Origin of the sequence: Streptomyces lancefieldiae, from assembly GCF_031845825.1 — a bacterium.
GTDB lineage: Bacteria > Actinomycetota > Actinomycetes > Streptomycetales > Streptomycetaceae > Streptomyces > Streptomyces lancefieldiae.
On record NZ_JAVRFH010000036.1, the window covers coordinates 13,486 to 32,567 of the forward strand.

Annotated in this window: 17 protein-coding genes; 7 read left to right on the forward strand and 10 right to left on the reverse strand. The window is 70.9% G+C overall.

Annotated elements, in window-relative coordinates; translation table 11 throughout:
- The first annotated feature begins 7 nt into the window (after positions 1 to 7).
- The 3 genes from RM812_RS28415 to RM812_RS28425 all read left to right on the forward strand — a co-directional run bounded on the left by RM812_RS28415 (position 8) and on the right by RM812_RS28425 (position 3,430).
- Positions 8 to 1,249, forward strand: coding sequence for a cytochrome P450 family protein (locus RM812_RS28415; protein ID WP_311578289.1), 1,242 nt, complete (start codon positions 8 to 10; stop codon positions 1,247 to 1,249).
- Positions 1,250 to 1,292: 43 nt separating this feature from the next.
- Positions 1,293 to 2,570, forward strand: coding sequence for an activator-dependent family glycosyltransferase (locus tag RM812_RS28420; RefSeq protein WP_311578295.1), 1,278 nt, complete (start codon positions 1,293 to 1,295; stop codon positions 2,568 to 2,570).
- Between the two features lie 113 nt (positions 2,571 to 2,683).
- A complete protein-coding gene (locus RM812_RS28425; RefSeq protein ID WP_311578298.1) occupies positions 2,684 to 3,430 on the forward strand; it encodes a 3-oxoacyl-ACP reductase family protein in 747 nt (248 codons plus the stop codon).
- Between the two features lie 114 nt (positions 3,431 to 3,544).
- On the opposite strand, the gene RM812_RS28430 is transcribed toward RM812_RS28425, so the two are convergent.
- From RM812_RS28430 to RM812_RS28465, 8 genes are all read right to left on the reverse strand, one after another.
- On the reverse strand, positions 3,545 to 3,841 hold the full coding sequence (locus RM812_RS28430) for a hypothetical protein (RefSeq protein WP_311578300.1): 297 nt from the start codon (positions 3,839 to 3,841) through the stop codon (positions 3,545 to 3,547).
- A gap of 271 nt (positions 3,842 to 4,112) precedes the next feature.
- Positions 4,113 to 4,793 (reverse strand): potassium-transporting ATPase subunit C, encoded by a 681-nt coding sequence (locus RM812_RS28435; RefSeq protein WP_311578303.1) that lies wholly within the window; start codon positions 4,791 to 4,793, stop codon positions 4,113 to 4,115.
- Positions 4,794 to 4,799: 6 nt separating this feature from the next.
- Positions 4,800 to 6,935: a potassium-transporting ATPase subunit KdpB gene (kdpB, locus tag RM812_RS28440; protein WP_311578306.1), complete on the reverse strand. Its 2,136-nt coding sequence runs from the start codon at positions 6,933 to 6,935 to the stop codon at positions 4,800 to 4,802.
- A complete protein-coding gene (gene kdpA, locus RM812_RS28445) occupies positions 6,932 to 8,596 on the reverse strand; it encodes a potassium-transporting ATPase subunit KdpA (protein ID WP_311578310.1) in 1,665 nt (554 codons plus the stop codon). The genes kdpB and kdpA overlap by 4 nt, the downstream gene beginning before the upstream one ends.
- Before the next feature lie 7 nt (positions 8,597 to 8,603).
- Positions 8,604 to 8,693 carry a K(+)-transporting ATPase subunit F gene (kdpF, locus tag RM812_RS28450; protein WP_311578313.1) on the reverse strand — a complete coding sequence of 30 codons (90 nt, stop codon included), beginning with the start codon at positions 8,691 to 8,693 and terminating at the stop codon, positions 8,604 to 8,606.
- A 267-nt stretch (positions 8,694 to 8,960) separates the two neighbouring features.
- Positions 8,961 to 10,052 carry an NAD(+)/NADH kinase gene (locus RM812_RS28455; protein ID WP_311578315.1) on the reverse strand — a complete coding sequence of 364 codons (1,092 nt, stop codon included), beginning with the start codon at positions 10,050 to 10,052 and terminating at the stop codon, positions 8,961 to 8,963.
- On the reverse strand, positions 10,046 to 10,198 hold the full coding sequence (locus RM812_RS28460) for a hypothetical protein (protein WP_311578318.1): 153 nt from the start codon (positions 10,196 to 10,198) through the stop codon (positions 10,046 to 10,048). The genes RM812_RS28455 and RM812_RS28460 overlap by 7 nt, the downstream gene beginning before the upstream one ends.
- A gap of 653 nt (positions 10,199 to 10,851) precedes the next feature.
- Positions 10,852 to 12,321, reverse strand: coding sequence for an MFS transporter (locus RM812_RS28465; RefSeq protein WP_311578321.1), 1,470 nt, complete (start codon positions 12,319 to 12,321; stop codon positions 10,852 to 10,854).
- A gap of 150 nt (positions 12,322 to 12,471) precedes the next feature.
- On the opposite strand from RM812_RS28465, the gene RM812_RS28470 reads away from it, so the two are divergent.
- On the forward strand, positions 12,472 to 13,038 hold the full coding sequence (locus tag RM812_RS28470; RefSeq protein ID WP_311578324.1) for a TetR/AcrR family transcriptional regulator: 567 nt from the start codon (positions 12,472 to 12,474) through the stop codon (positions 13,036 to 13,038).
- A gap of 287 nt (positions 13,039 to 13,325) precedes the next feature.
- On the opposite strand, the gene RM812_RS28475 is transcribed toward RM812_RS28470, so the two are convergent.
- The gene (locus tag RM812_RS28475; RefSeq protein ID WP_311578327.1) at positions 13,326 to 14,360 is read right to left on the reverse strand and encodes a 3-oxoacyl-ACP synthase III family protein; all 1,035 of its coding nucleotides are present in this window, start codon (positions 14,358 to 14,360) and stop codon (positions 13,326 to 13,328) included.
- Positions 14,361 to 14,823: 463 nt separating this feature from the next.
- Between RM812_RS28475 and RM812_RS28480 the strand changes: the two genes are divergently transcribed.
- Together RM812_RS28480 and RM812_RS28485 are read left to right on the forward strand one after the other, a co-directional pair.
- Positions 14,824 to 16,143, forward strand: a complete 1,320-nt coding sequence (locus tag RM812_RS28480) for a type III PLP-dependent enzyme (protein ID WP_311578330.1) — start codon at positions 14,824 to 14,826, stop codon at positions 16,141 to 16,143.
- Complete coding sequence (locus RM812_RS28485; protein WP_311578333.1) at positions 16,143 to 16,694, forward strand: GNAT family N-acetyltransferase; 552 nt, start codon at positions 16,143 to 16,145, stop codon at positions 16,692 to 16,694. The genes RM812_RS28480 and RM812_RS28485 overlap by 1 nt, the downstream gene beginning before the upstream one ends.
- Before the next feature lie 196 nt (positions 16,695 to 16,890).
- Here the strand turns inward: RM812_RS28485 and RM812_RS28490 are convergent, their stop codons facing one another.
- Complete coding sequence (locus RM812_RS28490) at positions 16,891 to 18,231, reverse strand: glutamine synthetase family protein (RefSeq protein WP_311578341.1); 1,341 nt, start codon at positions 18,229 to 18,231, stop codon at positions 16,891 to 16,893.
- A gap of 360 nt (positions 18,232 to 18,591) precedes the next feature.
- Between RM812_RS28490 and RM812_RS28495 the strand changes: the two genes are divergently transcribed.
- Positions 18,592 to 18,909 carry a DUF5132 domain-containing protein gene (locus RM812_RS28495; RefSeq protein WP_311578344.1) on the forward strand — a complete coding sequence of 106 codons (318 nt, stop codon included), beginning with the start codon at positions 18,592 to 18,594 and terminating at the stop codon, positions 18,907 to 18,909.
- Positions 18,910 to 19,082: the final 173 nt, after the last annotated feature.

A 19,082-nucleotide genomic window follows, 5' to 3' on the forward strand; every position in this document is an offset into this window, starting at 1 on the left:
GAGTCCCGTGACAACGCAGTGGACCACCCCGTCCGCACTCGGCCGCAGACTTCAACGAACCTACGTGGGCCACTGGTTCGCAGGATCGCAGGGAGACCCCTACGCGCTGATCCTGCGCGCCCAGCGGGACGACCCCAGCCCCTACGAGGAGAAGGTCCGCGCACGTGGACCGGTGTTCCACAGCGAGGTGCTGGACACCTGGGTGATCGCGGACGGCGCCCTCGCCCGGTCCGTCCTGACCGACGTCCGCTTCGGAGCGCTGACCCGGGCGGGGGGACGGTACCGTGCGGAACTTCTCCCGCCGGCAGGACCCGAGATCGGTCCGGCCCGCGCGCGGGAGCACGGCGGCGTGCCGGCCGACGCCCAGCCGGCGGTGTCGGCGCAGGACGAGGTGGCCGTGGAGGCCCTCGCCGAGCAGGTGTCACGCACCCTCCTGGGCGCGCTCGGCGCCGACTTCGACCTCGTTGCCGACTTCGCGCGACGCCTGCCGGCACAGGTCCTGGCGGAATTCCTCGGGCTGCCCGCAGCCGGGCACGGCCGGTTCGAGGAACTGCTGGCCGACTGTGCCCGCAGCCTCGACAGCCGGCTGTGCCCGCAGACTCTCGACATCACACGGACCGGCCTGGGAGCGGCGGCCGAGCTCCGGGAACTGCTCGCGCGCCACCTCGGCGACGGCGGACCACGGTCCGCTCAGGCAGCTCTCGCTCTGGCAGTCGACGTGGCCGCCCCCTCCGGCGCGCTCATCTGCAACGCGTTCGAGGCGCTGGGCAGCTCCCCCGGGCAGTGGGACGCCCTCTGCCAGAACCCGGAGAAGGCCGACGCCGTCATGGCGGAGACCTGGTGGCGGCAGCCGCCGGTGCGGGTGGAGAGCAGGATCGCGCAGGAGGACCTCGAACTGGCCGGAGTGCCGATCCCCGCGGACGGGCATGTGGCGATCCTCATCGCCGCCGCCCAGCGCGACCCGGCGGTCACCCCGGCCCCGACGGAGAACGGCACCGGCGCCCGCGAGTCGGGCGACGGCGTCGGCGTCCCCCTGGGGCTCCTCGGCGATGCGCACTCCACCTCTGCCGCCCGGACGGTCCGCGCCCTCTCCCGCGGTGCGCTGCGGGTGCTCGCGCAGGAGGCGCCGGGCCTGCGGCCGAGCGGAACCGCGGTACGCCTCAGGAGGGCACCCGTCACGCTCGGCCACGCCCGCTTCCCCGTCGCCCGGACGGGCTCCGGGGCACTGACCGACCCGGGTGCGGCATGAGCACCCGCGACGAACACCGACTGCCGAACGGGGAGACGAGCCGATGCGCGTCCTGATGACGTCGATCGCCCACAACACGCACTACTACCACCTGGTGCCGCTGGCCTGGGCCCTGAAAGCCGCGGGCCACGAGGTGCGAGTGGCCAGCCAGCCCCGCATCACCGACATCATCACCGGGTCCGGGCTCACCGCGGTGCCGGTCGGTGACGACAAGGACATGATGGAGCTGTTCGCCGAGATCGGCGGAGACATCGCCCCGTATCAGGAGGGGCTGGACTTCGCCGAGGAGCGGCCCGAGGCGCGGTCCTGGGAGCATCTGCTCGGCCGGCAGACCGTTCTGACCTCGCTGTGCTTCGCGCCGCTCAACGGCGACTCCACGATGGACGACATCGTCGCGCTGGCCCGCTCCTGGCAGCCGGACCTGGTGATCTGGGAAACCTTCACCTACGCGGGAGCGGTCGCCGCCCATGCCGTGGGTGCGGCGCACGCCCGCATCCTGTGGGGCCCCGACGTCATCGGTCAGGCCCGGGAACGGTTCTTGGACGCCAAGGCACGGCAGGCTCCCGAACACCGGGAGGACCCGATGGCCGAGTGGCTCGGCTGGACCCTGGAGCGGCTGGGCCTCCCGCCCGCCGGAGACGGGCTGGAGGAGTTGCTGAACGGCCAGTGGGTCATCGACCCGGGCCCGGAGAGTGTCCGGCTCGACCTTCGCGAGCCGATCCTGCCCATGCGCTTCGTTCCCTACAACGGCCCTGCCGTCGTACCCGGCTGGCTGTCCGAGAAGCCGAAGCGACCGCGCGTCTGCCTCACCCAGGGAGTGTCGGGGCGCGAGACCCACGGCAAGGACATCGTCCGCTTCCAGGACCTGCTCACGGCGCTGGGCGACCTCGACATCGAGGTCGTCGCCACGCTGGACAGCACCCAGCGGGAGAACCTGACGGAGGTCCCCGACAACGTCCGGATCGTCGACTTCGTCTCGATGGACGTGCTGCTGCCGAGTTGCGCCACGATCATCTACCACGGTGGCGCCGGAACCTCGGTGACAGCCATCCTGCACGGCGTTCCGCAGATCGTCATCGGCGCGCACTGGGACGTGCCGGTCAGGGCCCGGCAGCTCGACGACCTGGGCGCCGGCATCTTCATCCGGCCGGAGGACCTGGACGCGGCCACACTGCGCGCGGCGGTTCAGCGAGTGCTCACCGACCCTTCCCTCCAGCAGGCCGCGGACCGGTTGCGGGCCGAGATGCGGGCCAATCCCACCCCCGCGGAGACCGTACCCGTGCTGGAGCGGCTCGCCCGGAGCCACCGGCAGTCCCGCTGACCACCCGGCCGGTACACGGTGCGGGCCCGCGTGCCGGGGCACCACCGTCACCGGCGGTCGTCGGATCGCCGTCCGGTCGTCTCCCGTAATCAACGGATGGAGCAGAACAGCACATGGAGTTCGAAGGTCAGGTCGCGCTCGTGACGGGGGCCGGCAGGGGGATCGGCCGTGCGACGGTCGTCCGGCTGGCGGAAGCCGGATGCGACATCGCGCTCAATTACCACAGCTCGAAGTCACAGGCTGAGGAGGTCGCCGAGCGCATCACCGCACTCGGCCGCAAGGTCGAACTGTTCCCGGGTGACATCTCCCGCCCCGAGACCGGACGGCAGCTGGTGGACGCGGTGCACCAGAAGTTCGACCGGATCGACATTCTGGTGAACAACGCGGGCATGGCGCGGGACAAGCTGCTGCTGGCCATGGAGGCGGACGACATCCACCAGGTCATCGCCACCAACCTCGTCGGTCCGATGTTCCTCACCCAGGCCGTCGCACTCACCATGCTGCGCCGGCGTCGCGGACGCATCGTCAACATCACCTCCGCGGCCGCGAGCAAACCCGGAAAGGGCCAGGCCAACTACGCCGCGTCCAAGGGCGGTCTGGAGGCGTTCACCAAGGCCATGGCGGTGGAACTCGGATCCCGTGGAATCCTCGTCAACGCGGTCGCTCCCGGCATCGTCAAGACCGATCTGACCGAGGTGCTCCGCGACGGGGCGCAGCCGGAACTCCTGGCCCGGCAGGTGATCGGGTCCTTCGCCGAGCCCGAGGCGGTGGCGGAGGCAGTGGCCTACCTGGCGAGCCCTCGCAACACGCACACGACGGGCACGGTCCTCACCGTCGACGGCGGCCTCAAGATGGTGTGAGCGCCACCGGACATCAGACCGCCGCCCTGGCGACGGCCAGGGCGGCAGCGGCGGGAGAGCGCGCAGCGCGGGCGCGAGTGGGCGGTGAACACCGACTCCACGTCCCCGGGCGCGTCAGCATGCGGGCCGGGGCCTGGCTCTGCCGAGGCCCTTGTGCATGTGCGTGATCAATGTCTTCTCCTCCGACAGCCGTGAGCCGACGGTGGAGAGGACGTCCGCCACTTCTGGGGGCACTGCCTCGGCAAGTGCCCGGATGAACAGCGTCGACGCCGTGTCCCCGGACAAGGGCGAGACGGTGCCGGTCTCCGGAGCCACCGGTGGTGTGGGCGCGCCGGCCGTCCAGCTCGCCGTCGCCCGCGGCGCCCGGGTGGACGCCACCGCCCGCCCCGGTGAGGAGAACGACTTCGTCACCGGCCTGACCGACGCCGACGTCGCGGTCGTGCACCGGGAAGTCCGTCGCCGGCACGGACGGCGTGGGCCACCTCGTGTCCGGCGTGCCCGGGGATCACGCCCGAGCCGGAGGAGTCCGCCACCGGCGTGCTCGTCTGGAGCTGTTCGGCGGCTGGACCTCCGCCACCCCCGACGGCCGCGTCGCGGGCCCGCAGTACTACCGCTGCAACCCGCGCACCCACGCCCTGGGCCACGTCGGCCGACCGACTCCCGCTCGGACGCGACAAGGCCGTCAGCCCTTGGTCAGTTCCCTGAGCGCGACATTGAGCTGGAGGACGTTGACGCGCGGTTCGCCGATGAAGCCGAGGATCCGGTCGTCGGTGTGGTCGGCGACGAGCTTGTCGACCTGGGCGACGGTGAGCTTGTTCTTCTCCGCCACACGGTGGACCTGCAGCTTCGCGTACTCGGGGGAGATGTGGGGATCCAGGCCGGAACCGGAGGAGGTGACGGCGTCGGCCGGCACGTCCTCGGGCCTGACCTCGTGGTCGGCGGTCGAGTTGTCCTTGACGACGGCGGCCTTGGCGTCGGTGACCCACTGGATCAGGTCCTCGTTGTCGCCGGCCCGGTTGGTCGCGCCGGAGAGGATGATCGAGTACTGGGTGTTGACGCTGTTGCTGCCCAGGCCGTTGGACGGACGCGGCTGGAACCACTTCAGGTCCGGGCGGGCGGCCTCGTCGGCGTCGTCCGGGTTCTTCTTCGGCAGAATGTAGGTCTGCCCGATGAGTTCGGAGCCGACGACCTTCCCGCTCGCGTCCTTGACCTCGGAGCCGTTCGCCTTGCCGGGGAAGGCGACTTGGGCGATGCCGGTGACAGCGAGCGGGTACAGGATGCCGGTGATCACAGTGAGGACGAGGAGGGCGCGCAGGCCCGCCCAGAGCAGACGCCCTGCGTTTCCTACGGAGTTGTTGGTCATCGTGGATCAGCCGATTCCGGGGATGAGGGAGAGGAGCATGTCGATGAGTTTGATGCCGACGAACGGGGCGATCAGGCCGCCGAGGCCGTAGATCCCGAGGTTGCGGCGGAGCATCGAGTCAGCGCCGCTCGGACGGTAGCGGACGCCCTTGAGGGCCAGCGGGACCAGCGCGATGATGATCAGCGCGTTGAAGATGACCGCGGAGAGGATCGCGGACTCCGGCGAGGCCAGGCCCATGATGTTGAGCTTGTCGAGCGACGGGTAGGCCACGGCGAACATCGCGGGGATGATCGCGAAGTACTTGGCCACGTCGTTGGCGATGGAGAACGTGGTCAGCGCGCCCCGGGTGATGAGGAGTTGCTTGCCGATCCCGACGATCTCGATGAGCTTGGTCGGGTTGGAGTCGAGGTCGACCATGTTGCCGGCCTCCTTCGCGGCCGATGTGCCCGTGTTCATGGCCACGCCGACGTCCGCCTGGGCCAGGGCCGGGGCGTCGTTGGTGCCGTCGCCGGTCATCGCGACGAGCTTGCCGCCGGCCTGCTCGCGCTTGATGAGGGCCATCTTGTCCTCGGGGGTGGCCTCGGCGAGGAAGTCGTCGACGCCGGCCTCTTCGGCGATGGCCTGCGCGGTCAGCGGGTTGTCACCCGTGATCATGACCGTCCTGATGCCCATACGGCGCAGCTCGTCGAAACGCTCCCGCATGCCCTCCTTGACGACGTCCTTCAGGTGGATCACGCCGAGGACGCGTGCACCCTCGCCGTCTTCCAGAGCCACCAGCAGCGGCGTGCCACCGGCCTGGGAAATCCGGTCCGTGAGCGCCTGCGCGTCCTCGGAGACACTTCCGCCCCGCTCCTTCACCCACGCCACGACCGAGCCCGTCGCGCCCTTGCGGACCTTGCGGCCGCCCACGTCCACACCCGACATGCGAGTCTGGGCGGTGAACGCGACCCAGTCGGCGTGCGTCAGCTCGCCCTGGTGCCGCTCGCGCAGCCCGTACTTCTCCTTGGCCAGGACCACGACGGAGCGGCCCTCGGGGGTTTCGTCGGCGAGCGAGGAGAGCTGGGCGGCGTCGGCCAGCTCGGCCGCGGTGGTGCCCTTGACCGGGACGAACTCCGACGCCTGGCGATTGCCGAGGGTGATGGTGCCGGTCTTGTCCAGCAGCAGGGTGGAGACGTCTCCGGCGGCCTCGACCGCGCGGCCGGACATGGCGAGGACGTTGCGCTGCACGAGGCGGTCCATGCCGGCGATGCCGATGGCCGAGAGCAGGGCGCCGATCGTGGTCGGGATGAGGCAGACCAGGAGCGCGGTCAGGACGATCATCGACGTCTGCCCGTCGGCGCCCGCGTAGATCGCGAACGGCTTCAGTGTGACGACGGCGAGCAGGAAGACGATGGTCAGGGACGCCAGGAGGATGTTGAGGGCGATCTCGTTCGGGGTCTTCTGCCGGGCCGCGCCCTCGACCAGGTTGATCATGCGGTCGATGAAGGTCTCACCGGGCTTGGTCGTGATCCTGACGACGATCCGGTCGGACAGCACCTTCGTACCGCCGGTGACGGCCGAGCGGTCGCCGCCGGACTCGCGGATGACCGGGGCCGACTCGCCGGTGATGGCGGACTCGTCGACGCTCGCGACCCCTTCGACGACGTCGCCGTCGCCGGGGATGACGTCGCCGGCCTCGCAGACGACCAGGTCGCCGATCTTCAGCTCGGTGCCCGGGACCCGCTCCTCGTTCCTGCCGACGAGGCGCCGTGCGACGGTGTCGGTCTTGGCCCTGCGCAGGGTGTCGGCCTGGGCCTTGCCGCGGCCCTCGGCCACGGCCTCGGCCAGGTTGGCGAAGACCGTGGTCAGCCAGAGCCAGACGGTGATCGCCCAGCCGAACCAGTCGCCCGGGCCCTTGATCGCGAGCGCGGTGGTCACCACCGAGCCGATCAGGACCACGAACATCACGGGCGACTTGATCATGACGCGCGGGTCGAGCTTCTTGAGCGCGTCCGGGAAGGACCTGACCAGCTGCTGGGGGTCGAACAGGCCCCCGCCGACGCGTCCGGCCGGCTGGTGTCCGCCGGACAGGTCGCCGTGCGGCGCCTTCGTCGGAGTCGTGGTGGACACGTTGTCCTCTTGCTTCTTCACGTCGATGGTCATGACGCCAGCCCTTCGGCGAGCGGTCCCAGCGCGAGGGCCGGAAAGTAGGTCAGGCCGGTGATGATCGCGATCGTGCCGACCAGCAGGCCCGTGAACAGCGGTTTCTCGGTCCGCAGGGTGCCTGCGGTCTCGGGGACGGGCTTCTGCTCGGCGAGCGCGCCGGCCAGGGCGAGGACGAAGACCATGGGCAGGAAACGGCCGAGCAGCATCGCGACGCCGATCGTCGAGTTGAACCACTGGGTGTCGGCGTTCAGGCCGGCGAAGGCGGAGCCGTTGTTGTTGGCGCCGGAGGTGTAGGCGTAGAGGATCTCGGAGAAGCCGTGCGCGCCGCTGTTCGTCATCGAGTGCGCCGGGGTGTCCAGCGCCATGGCCGCCGCGGTGAAGCAGAGCACCAGAGCCGGGGTGATGAGGATGTAGCAGGCCGCGTACTTGATCTCGCGGGTGCCGATCTTCTTGCCGAGGTACTCGGGGGTGCGGCCGACCATCAGACCGGCGATGAACACCGCGATGATCGCCATGATCAGCATGCCGTAGAGGCCGGAGCCGACGCCGCCGGGTGCGATCTCGCCCAGCTGCATGCCCAGCATGGTGATCCCGCCGCCGAACCCGGTGAAGGACGAGTGGAAGGAGTTGACCGCACCCGTGGAGGTGAGGGTGGTGGCCACGGCGAAGATCGACGAGCCGCCGATGCCGAACCGGGTCTCCTTGCCCTCCATGGCGCCGCCGGCGAGGTCGAAGGCCGGGCCGCCGTGGTGGAACTCGGTCCACATCATCAGACCGGTGAAGCCGAGCCAGATGGCGGCCATCGTCGCCAGGATCGCGTAACCCTGCCGGAGTGAGCCGACCATCCGCCCGAAGGTCCGCGTCAGCGCGAACGGGATCACCAGGATCAGGAAGATCTCGAAGAGGTTCGACAGCCCGTTGGGGTTCTCGAAGGGGTGCGCGGAGTTGGCGTTGAAGTAACCGCCGCCGTTCGTGCCCAGCTCCTTGATGACCTCCTGCGAGGCGACCGCGCCGCCGTTCCACTGCTGCGAGCCGCCCATGAACCGGCCGACCTCGTGGATGCCGGAGAAGTTCTGGATCGCACCGCAGGCGACCAGGACCAGGGCGCCCACGACCGAGATCGGGAGCAGGACGCGCACGACTCCACGGACCAGGTCGGCCCAGAAGTTGCCCAGCTCACCCGTACGTGACCTGGCGAAGCCACGGACCAGCGCCACCGCCACCGCGATGCCCACAGCCGCCGACACGAAGTTCTGCACCGCGAGGCCGCCGGTCTGCACGACGTGGCCCATGGCCTGCTCGCCGTAGTACGACTGCCAGTTGGTGTTCGCCACGAAGGACGCGGCCGTGTTGAACGCCTGGTCCGGGTCGATCGAGGCGAAGCCGAGCGAGCCGGGCAGCGCGCCCTGTACCCGCTGGAGCAGGTACAGGAAGAGGACGCTCACCGCGGAGAAGGCGAGGACGCCGCGCAGGTAGGCGGGCCAGCGCATCTCGACGCCCGGATCGGCGCCGACGCCCTTGTAGATCCACTTCTCGACCCGAAGGTGCTTCTCCGACGAGTAGACACGGGCCATGTAGTCGCCCAGGGGACGGTGGGCGAGCCCCAGCGCGACGATCAGGGCCAGGAGCTGGAGCACACCGGCAAGAACGGGACTCATCACCGACTCAGAACCTCTCCGGCTTGACGAGGGCGAGAACGAGATAGCCCAGCAGGGCGGCGGCCACGATCAGACCGACGACGTTTTCGGCAGTCACAGCTTGGCCGCCCCCTTGGCGACGAAGGCCACCAGAGCGAAGACCGCGATCGTGGTGACGACGAAGGCCACATCGGCCATCGTGAGCTCCTGAATGAAGAACGGATTCTCGGACGAGACGAGAAAACCGCTTTTCAGCCACGGAACGGCTCTCGTTAACGCCCCTCATACGCCCTGCGGCGCCCTCTTGACGCGTCTCCTACGGCTTGACGGCTCGTGGGGGGCGGAACCAGGACGGCGGCCGGGCCCCGACCGCGTTTCCGCGCGCTCAGGAGTCGTCCGGGACCGTCAGCAGCTGGAGATGGGCGAGGTCCGCGGGCGGGGGCGTGGTCACCGACCAGAGCGGCGCGGGTGTCCCGTCGGCGACCGCGGCCGGGGCGTCGGTGAGGTTCATCCGCTCGCGCAGACGGCCGTAGAAGTCCATCGGCCCCAACCGGACCGCCCGCAGACGGCGTGGGGCGGCGTACACGCCGATCCAGTCGCCCGGGTCGAGCATGCCCTGCACCTGCCCGTCGATGCTGACCGCCGCCCGGCCCGACCGTTCCAGCAGGCGCAGCCCGACGGGCTCGTCCGGGGCTGTCACGACCGATCGGTCGAACGCCATGTGCGGGGCGACCGGCGTGAAGACGAGCGCCTCAGCGCGCGGGGAGAGCACGGGTCCGCCTGCGGCGAAGCTGTAGGCCGTCGAGCCGGTCGGTGTCGCCACCAGCAGAGCGTCGGCCGAGTAGGACGCCAGGAGCCGGCCGGAGACGTAGACCCCGACCGACACCTGACGGTCCCTGGACAGCTTCTCCAGCACGATGTCGTTGAGCGCGGTGACACTGAGCGCAACACCCCACTCGTCATCGATCTCACAGTCGGGCCGGACATGAGGAGGCGGCAGAAGCGGTCCACGGCCGTACTCCATCAGCGCCTCCATCTCCGCCGGCACCTCCAGGCGACGGGAAGCGCGAAGGGTGAGCAGCATGCGGCTGTCGATCCTGATCCGGCCCTCGCGCACCGCGTCCAGCGCCGCACGCACGTCGGACACCGACGTCTCGGTGAGGAAACCGACCCGTCCCAGATCGACGCCCAGGACCAGGGCGTCGTTCACAGCGGCCAACCGCGCACCGCGCAGGAAGGTGCCGTCGCCTCCCAGAGTCACCATGAGGTCGGGATCACCCGCCGCGTCCACCTCCTCGCGGGCGCTGCGCCGGCGCCCTTCCCGCCACACATCGATGTCCGTGCACCGCACGGCATGCTCCGCGCACCACGCACGGACCACATCCGCAGCCGCCAGGGCCTCCGCCCGCCCACCGTGCACGACGAGACCGACCCGCTTCACCGTTACCCCCGCATCCGAGGCGTTCGGGGTCACCATGTCGTGGGGTCGAGGGCGACGCTCTCCCCGTCGGTCGAGTGACAGCCGAACCGACCCTCGCGCATCCGGGACAGCCACGCGGCCTTCGGCCGCACACGGCCGGTCATGTGCGTGCGGGTGAAGCCACCGCTCAGCAGTTCGCTCACGTCGGCTGACGGTTGCACGGTATCTCCAGTCGTGGTGCGGGGCCTGTCCGGGAAGTACGGGGTAGGGGGTACGGGGTAACGAGTGGGCCTGGTTCCGTCGCGCACGGGCCCTCGAGCGCGGCCGGAGCCCCGGCCCACCCGGCCGGCCCATGAGCCGGAGGCGGCGAGGCCCTGTCGGCCTGGGGTCAGGCCAGGCCGCAGGTGGAGACAGCAGGCCGCACCGGAAACCCTGCCGCAAGGGTGGCCTGTGCCCAGGGTCCATTACACGGCTTCTCCGTGCGCGGCGACAGGCCGGGCTGATCCGGGGAACGATGAGCGAGGGAACGGCGGGCCCCGGTACCGCGGGCAACGGCCACTGCGGGCGGCGGCCACTGCGGGCGGCGGCCTCGGCAAGGCCCCGCACGTCGTGCGGCGACCCTGAACGGCGTCACCGACGACTGCCCGAAGTCCGTGGCGCCGTCCGTCGTCGTAGTACGGGTCGAGGAACACCACGCGGTCGTGGGCGGGCAGCGGGTGCACGGTGGCCTGGGCGGGAGACGAGGCCGGGTCCCCTACGTGATGGGTTCGGATGGCGCACACGGTCCCGGCGGGGCGTCGCCACGGCAGGGTCGGATCACCCTCGTGCGATGGGACTTCGACCAAGGCGGTCGGTGTCAACGGCTCTTCGCGGATCCCTCGTCCGAGGCGGTGACCGCGTCTGGACCGGTGCCGCGTTGCGTCATCACGGAGCCTTCCGCGGGTTTGGACCTCGCCAGCCACAGGCCGGTGAACACGGCGGTGGCCAGTGTGATGGCGCCGGCCGCGACGAAGGCGCTGTTGAGGCCGGCCTCGAACGAGGCGCCGCCGGATTGCCGGGTGCGGACGATGGCTCCGAGTACCGCCACGCCGAGCACCGCGCCGATCTGCCGGGTGGTGCTGCTGATGCCTGATGCGAGGCCGCCTTCCTGCGGGCTGACCGCTTGGATGGCGGCGCCTGTCAGCGGGGACATGGTCAGGGCGAAGCCGATGCCGACGAGTCCCAGCCGCCACCACACGTTCGCGTAGCCGGTGTCGGCGTGCACCGTGCCGAGCGCCAGCAGTCCCAGGCCGGCCAGGGCCAGGCCGGTGGTGACCACGATTCGGAAGCCGTACCGGGCGGCGAGCCGACCCGCGTACGGGCTGACGATCACCATGGCGAGGGATACCGGCAGGGTCTGCAGGCCGGCGCGCAGGATCGAGCTGCCCTGGACGTACACGAAGAACTGGGAGAAGAAGAACGACGAGCCCATGAGTGCGAACCCCACCACGACCATGGCGGTGTTGGAGACGGTGAACAGCCGCTGCCCGAACAGCCGCAGCGGCAGTACCGGAGCGGAACGACGTGCTTCGACGGCGATGAAGGCGGCGAGGAGAACCGCTGCGGCGGCGAAGCTGCCCAGGATGACCGGTGAGGTCCAGCCGCGGGCACCACCCTCGATCAGCCCGTAGGTCAGTACGCCCACCGCCACAACGGACAGCACCGTGCCCGGGATGTCGATCGCGGGGGCGCTCGGATTGCGGGACTCGCCGAGGTGGCGCAGGCCGACCAGCAGCAGGACCACGCCGATGGGCAGATTGACCAGGAAGATGGCGGGCCAGCCGAAGGCATCTGTCAGCACGCCGCCGGCCACGGGGCCCGCGGCCAGGCCGATTCCGCTGAATCCGGCCCACAGCCCGATCGCCCTGATTCGTTCTTGCGGCACGGGACAGGCCGCGGCGAGGAGGGCGAGCGAGGCGGGGCTCAGCGCCGCGGCCCCGATGCCCTGCAGCACCCGGCCGGCGATCAGCCAGCCGAGCGAGGGCGCGAGGGCGCACACCAGGGACGCGGCCGTGAACACCGCCACGCCGGTCAGGTACACCCGCTTGCGGCCGAACCGGTCGGCGAAAATGCCGCCGGACATCAGCAGCATGGCGACCAGCAGTACGTACGCGTCGACGATCCATTGCAGACCGGTCAGTTGAGTGTGCAGCCGGTGCTGCATGTCGGGCAGCGCCGCTCCGACAATCGTGTTGTCGAGAAGCACCATGAACTGGCCCAGGCAGGTCACCGTGAGCAGCACGGCCCGGCTTGATCGACTACCTGCGGTCGCATGCGATGCAGCCATGGTGTTCCCCCTCGATCGGTAGGTGCGCCCGGCCGCGGTCGTCGCGGGTGGCGATACACCCGAGCGCTCTAAAGCAGCCAGTGGCTGCGTTAGGAGACTGTAAGGAGAGGGTCCCGTAAACGCAAGTCCCGACTGCGTTAAGGTGGGGGCATGAACGAGCGACAGCGAGCCCGGCGGCCCGGCGGGCGCAGCGCCCGCGTCGGCGCGCAGGTGCACCGGGCCGTCACCGACCTGATCAGTGAGCGCGGCTACGGCAACTTCACCGTCGGCGAGGTCGCAGCCCGCGCGGGCGTGGCCGACAGCAGCGTCTACCGCCGGTGGGGCAGCCTGGAGACCCTGCTCACCGACGTGGCGCTCACCCGCCTCAACGCGCAGTCGCCGATGCCCGACACCGGGAGCCTCGCCGGCGACCTGCGCACTTACGCGGCCCAAGTGGCCCGTGAGATCACCGGACCCGACGGCCTGTTGTTGGTGCGCCTGGCCGTCGCCCTGTCAAGCACCGGTCAGCAGGGCCTGCAGGCTCGTGACGCCCTCCGCGACGAACGCACCCGGCAACTGCGGTCCATGCTCGACCGCGCCGTCGAACGCGGCGAGCCCGCACCCGACGCGCTCGACGTGCTGGACCACATCCTGGCCCCGATGTACATCCGCGTCCTGTTCGGCATGGGCCCGCTCACCCCGGACTACGTCGACGGGCTGGTCGACCGATTGCTGTGACCGCAACCCGGTTCCTTGCCTGACCACGGAGGTCCCTGACCGGGTACGCCTTTCGTCCCGTGGTCAGCCGCACTCTGCGGCGAAGCCATCACCCGCACCGGACGCAGGCGGCGACTCGGCCGGGTCGCGGAACTGGTCTGGTTCAGTACTGCCGCGTCACTCCGAAGCGGGCCGGGCCGTATGTGGCAGAGCTCTCAGCACGGGGAGGCCCTGTCGGCTCGTCCGGCGGGGCGTCCGATGGTGCGATGCCTCGCACGCGGGTGCCCTCGTCACGGATGCCGTGAGCGTCAGGCGTGGCGCAGGCAGAGGGAGCCCCACTGGAATCCCGCGCCGATCCCGGAGAGTACGTAGGTGTCTCCTGGGAGCAGGCTTCCCCCGGTGAGGGTGGAGTGGAGCGCGGTGAACATGCCCGCTGATCCGGTGTTGCCCAGACGGTCGACGGTGACGGGAGCGCGCTCCGGGGGGATGCCCAGGGCGGTCGTCGTCTCGGTGAGGATGTTCAGGTTCGCCTGGTGCAGGAAGAAGTGCCGGACGCGGTCGATCGGCACGCCGGCGTGTCGGACGGCGTTCGTGATGCTCTCGGGCAGGCGGGCCGTCGCGGCGTTCCAGACGGCGCGGCCGTCCATGCGCAGGTAGTGATCGCCGGCGGTGACGGTGGCGCTGCTGGTCGGCGTGCGGGAGCCGCCGGCGGGGATCTGGACGCCGTAGGACAGCTGGGAGCCCAGGTCGTAGGAGAGCAAGCCCGCCCCGGGAGTGTCGGTGCGCGTCAGGACGACGGCGGCCGCGGCGTCCCCGAAGAAGACACCGGTGGTGCGGTCCGCGGGGTCCGTGACCCGGGAGGCGCAGTCGGCCGCGATGAGCAGGACAGTGGTGAGGGAGGGGTTCTGCAGCAGGTGGGCGGCGATCAGCATGGCTTGGACGCCGTTGGCACAGGCGGCCTGGGTGACGTCGAGGGCCAGGGCGGTGTGGGCGCCGAGGGCGTCCTTGACGATCAGCGCGGTCGACGGGAGCGGCTGGTCCCCGGTGTAGGTGGCGACGATGACCGCGTCCAGCCGGTGGGGCGTGACGCCGGCCGCGTCCAGGGCCGGCGCGGCGGCGGCGACGCACATGTCGGAGGTCGCCAGGGACGGGGCCAGGCGGCGGCGTTCCCGGATGCCGGTGCGGCTGGTGATCCACTCGTCGCTGGTGTCCAGGGTGCGGGTGAGCTCCTGGTTGGTGACGACCGCCGGTGGCAGGTGCATCCCGGTCCCGGCGACGGCGAATGGCACGGGCAGACCGGCACCGGTCTGGTGGAAGAGGGTCCGGTCCTCGGTGGCGGTCACGCCAGGGTGCTCCGTTCCCGTGCGATCGGTTCCCCTCGGGAGAAGCCCATGTCCGTTCCCTTCTTCGGCGGTTCGCCGGAATCGATCTCCACCGCTTCGGCATCGTTTCATGGAGCACTGATCGCAGACGTCGGATTTCCTTCGTCTGCGTGATGAAATGCTCAACCGCTTGACATGGTCGTCTGAGTGATAAGTGACCGCGAAAGTCCGTGCGTCAATCCTGTGATGACTCGCGTCGACGCCGTTCGAGTGGATCGGGGACGGAAATTCCTTACGCGGCCGACCCCGCGTCACCGGGCGCCGTGGTCTTCGGCCCGTTCGAAGACCTGCGGGGCCGCATAGAGTGCGAAGCGGAGAGGAGCCCAAGTCGCGCGTCACGGCCGACCTTTGCGCTCCCCCGCTCGACATTCCGCGTGCCAGCCAGCTCTTGGCGCCCTTTTCCAGTCGGAACGAAAGTTCACACGTGAGGCCACAGATCACCGACATGCACCAGATCACCGGACCACGCCAGGCCGTTGATCTCGGCAGAGCCCACCACCGCGCCGCCACCGCATTCGCTCACTCGCACAGGACCGACGGGTCCCTTCCCGTCCGGCAGGACCACTCCGCCCTGCGCGCCGCGCTCGCCGTCGCCACCGAGGACGCCATCGTCTACGACCTGGACGGCATCGGCCGCCAGTACGCCACCCTCTGCGCCGAACTCCCCGGCGTCGCGATGCGTTTCGCGATGAAGGCGTGCCCCGTGGACGAGGTGCTCGGTCACCTCGCCCGGCTCGGCGCCGGCTTCGACGCCGCGAGCCCGCAGGAGATCGCGCAGGCGCTGCGTACCGGGGTCGCCCCCGGGCTGATCCACTACGGCAACACCGTCAAGTCCGACCGCAACATCGCCGCGGCCTACCGGCTGGGCGTGCGCGACTTCGCCACGGACAGCCTGGAGGACGTCGTGGCGGTCGCCGAACACGCCCCCGGGTCGCGGGTGTTCTGCCGCATCGCGACCACGGGCGAAGGAGCGCTGTGGGGCCTCAGCCGCAAGTTCGGCTGCGCACCCGAGGACGCGCCGCGCGTGCTCGGTACCGCCCGCGCCCTCGGACTGGTCCCTTCCGGCCTGTCCCTGCACGTCGGTTCCCAGCAGATGACCGCCGAAGCGTGGGCCGTGGCGATCGACTCGCTGGCCGCCGTGCTCCGGGCGCTCGGCCGACGCGGCATCACTCCGGACCGGATCAACCTCGGCGGCGGACTGCCCGCACTCGGTGTCCTCGACCGGTGCGGGCGGCCGCTGGTGCCGCCGTTGAGCAGCATGTTCACGGCGATCCGCGAGGGCATGGAACGGCTGCGCGCCGCCCACGCCGTCCCGCTCCACTTCCTGCTGGAGCCCGGCCGGCACCTGGTCGCCGACCACGGTGCGATCCGGGCCCACGTCGCACGGCTCACCTCCCGGCACCGGCTCGACGGCACCCCCGAGCGCTGGCTCTACCTGAGCTGCGGCAAGTTCAACGGCCTGTACGAGATCGACCAGTTGCAGTACCGCCTGGAGTTCCCCACGCACCCCGGCGGACAGTTCGTCGATGCCGTGGTGGCCGGACCGACCTGCGACAGCGACGACGCGTTCGCCCAGGCGGGCGGTCCGGTACGGGTCCCGCGCGCGCTCGCGTCCGGCGACCCGGTCTGGGTCCACTCCTGCGGCGCGTACGCCACCTCCTACGCCACCCGCGGCTTCAACGGCTTCGACCCGCTGCCATGCACCTCGATCGGCGGCCGGGCCCACAGCGGAGATGACGCGTGATGGACACCAGGATCCGGCTGCTCCAGGACGAGGACTGGGACGACGTGGTCGCGCTGGAAGCGCTCGCCTACGCCGCGAGCGGCCTGTCCGAGGGCCGCGAGGCGCTGCGCTCGCGGCACCGCGTCTCACCGTCGACCTGCTTCGTGCTGGAGCACGCGGGCGCATTCGGTGGCTACCTGCTCGCCCTGCCGTACCCGCTGTTCCGTTGCCCGGACCTGAGCCTGTCCGAGGAGAGCGCGGCGCGGCCCGGTGATCGGGAAGGCAACCTGCACATCCACGACCTGGTCATCGCCGAGCGGGTCCGAGGCCGGGGCATGGCCCCCAGGATGCAGCGTCATCTGGAGGAGGTCGGCCGGCGGGCCCGCCACCGGTCCCTCTCCCTGGTCGCCGTGCACGGCTCCCGCCCGCTGTGGGCACGGCTGGGCTACCGCACCCGGCCCGAGGTCGCGCTGCCCGCGAGCTATGGCGCCGAGGCGGTCTACATGACGAAGTCGCTGGAACCCGCCGCCGCACCGCCCGCGTCCGCACCCGGTGCCCGCGCAAGGAGCTGATGCCGATGCCCGCACGCCCGGTGCCCCACGCCGCTCCCGACGGGACACCGGGGCATGTCGTGTCGGCCGCGGACACCGGCACGCCCACGCGACACCCGCATACCCGCGGCAGGAACGCGAGTGCGTCCGTCCTGCCCGGACACCCCGCCCCCTGAGCGGCGCTCCCGACCGGCCGGGCCGGCCGGGAGCGCCTTCGTCAGTAGCGCCAGCGGACGGCCTCGACGACCTCCGCGTCCGTGCACCCGGAGAACAGTTCCGTCTCCGCCCGCCGGACGGCCAGCACGGCCTCGCACAGCTCGGCGCCGAGCGCCTCCCGCAGCGGCGCCGACTTCTCGAACGCGTCGACCGCCTCCGGCAAGCTGGCCGGGAGGCGCTCGGCGGAGCCGAGGGCGGCGGGATCGCCCGGCGTCTCGGGCGGGAGCGGCAGCCCGGACTCCAGGCCGGCGAGCCCAGCGGCCAGCACGCCGCCGACCGCCAGGTACGGGTTGGCGGCGGCGTCGAAGCACTTCACCTCGGCATTGGCCTGCCCGGCGGCGGAGCCGGTGATCAGGCGCAGCGCCGCCTCACGGTTCTCCAGACCCCAGCAGCGGTAGGCCCCCGCGAAACGCGAGGGCACCAGCCGCAGGTAGGAAGCGACGCTGGGCGCGCCGAGGGCGAGCAGGGCGGGCAGCTCCGCCAGTACGCCTGCGAGGAACTGCTCGGCGTCGGGGTGCATCCCATGGCGCCCGGGGCCGCCGTGCGCGAGGTTGCGGCCCTCTCGCCAGAGGCTGAGGTGCAGATGACCGCCGTTGCCGAGCGAGCCCTCGGCGAAGACGGGCGCGTACGAGACCCGCAGGCCGTGGCGGGCGGAGACGGCCCGGATGGTGTGGCGCACCAGCATGGTGGTGTCCGCCGCCTCGACCGGCCCTTCGGCGGCGACCGATACCTCGAACTGCCCGGCGGCGTACTCGGGATGGAGCTGGAGCACGGCCAGCCCCTGGTCGGTGAGGACGCGCAGCAGGTCCCGCAGGTAGTCGGAGTGCTCGACGAAGCGGGTCATCCCGTACGCGGGTCCGAACGTCGCGGGCGCCCCGGTGGCGTCGGCCACCACCCATTCGACCTCGATGCCTGCCTTCACCGAGAACCCCCGCTGTTCGACCGCCTCGGCGGCCCGGCGCGCGAAGCCGCGCTGGCAACCGGGATGCGGGGTGCAGTCCTGCGCGTAGCGGTCGGCCGGCGCCCAGGCCCAGCCTGGCTGGGCGGCGAGCGGGACGAGCCGATCGAGGTCGGGGACGAGCCGCAGGTCACCCACCGGGCCGGTGCTCGAGGACGTGACGGCGAGGGAGTCGTCCACCAGGGCGAGGTCGAAGCAGGGCACCGCGCCCACGCCGTACTCGGCGGCGTGCGCCAGCCGGGCGCGCGGGACGGACTTCACCCGGGTGAGGCCGGCGTTGTCGACCCATCCGAACACCACCCCGTCGATTCCGGCGGCTTCGAGCTGGGCTTCGGCTGCCCGGGCCTGGGAGGCCCTTTCAGCCCGGGGATACGTGATGGTCATGCCGGCCATGCTCGTGTCGGCGGAAGCCGGTGGGCCACCGGCCGGCCGGGAGTTCACTCGTCCGTGCGGGGCGAATATCGAAGACCCCTATGAAATAGGTTTATCGGAATAATATGAAGAAGAGTACTCGCATGAGTGAAATCGGCCAGGTCCATTTGGTCTCATCGTGTGCGGCTGGACTACGGTGATCTAGGAGCGGACGGTTCACCACTTCGGCGAAGGAAGCCTCCAGGCAGGCCGTCCGGCACGGAATTCCCGACAACGGCGCAGACGGATTTCTTCCGTCGTTCTCGTCGCGCCTCCGGAATCAGCCGCGCCCTGGGCCCCTGTCCCGAAGTCGCGTGAAGAGGTTGGAGCGCCATGCCCCCCGTCGTCCCCCCGTTCCTGATCGGTCTCATCGCGGCCCCTCTGGCCAAGCGCATCCTCAAGCCGCTCGTGCGGGGTGTCATCACGACGTCCGTCGGTGTCGTCATGGAAGTCAAGAAGGCGGCCCACGAGGCAGGGGAGAACATCAACGACCTGGCGGCCGAGGTGGCCGCCGACGTGATGGCGACGCAGATCGCGTCCGCCGAGGGCGCGGCTCCGGCGGGCGAGGCGGCCAGGGCGGCGGACCGGGGCGAAGGGGAGGGCAAGATCCCGAGGACCCGCGCGACCACCGGCGCCGGAAAGGGGCAGTGACCCTCTGATGCCCGGTCCGGTCGGCTGCCCCGGCCCGGCCTCCCGTCGGCCGCACCCCCGTCCCCCTCGGGGTTTCCGTTCCCTCGCAGTGATCCGCCGTGCGCCGCACTCCGCCGCGCCCGCCGACGGGTTACCCGTGACCTCCGCGAACAGGTGATCGTACGCATGTCATC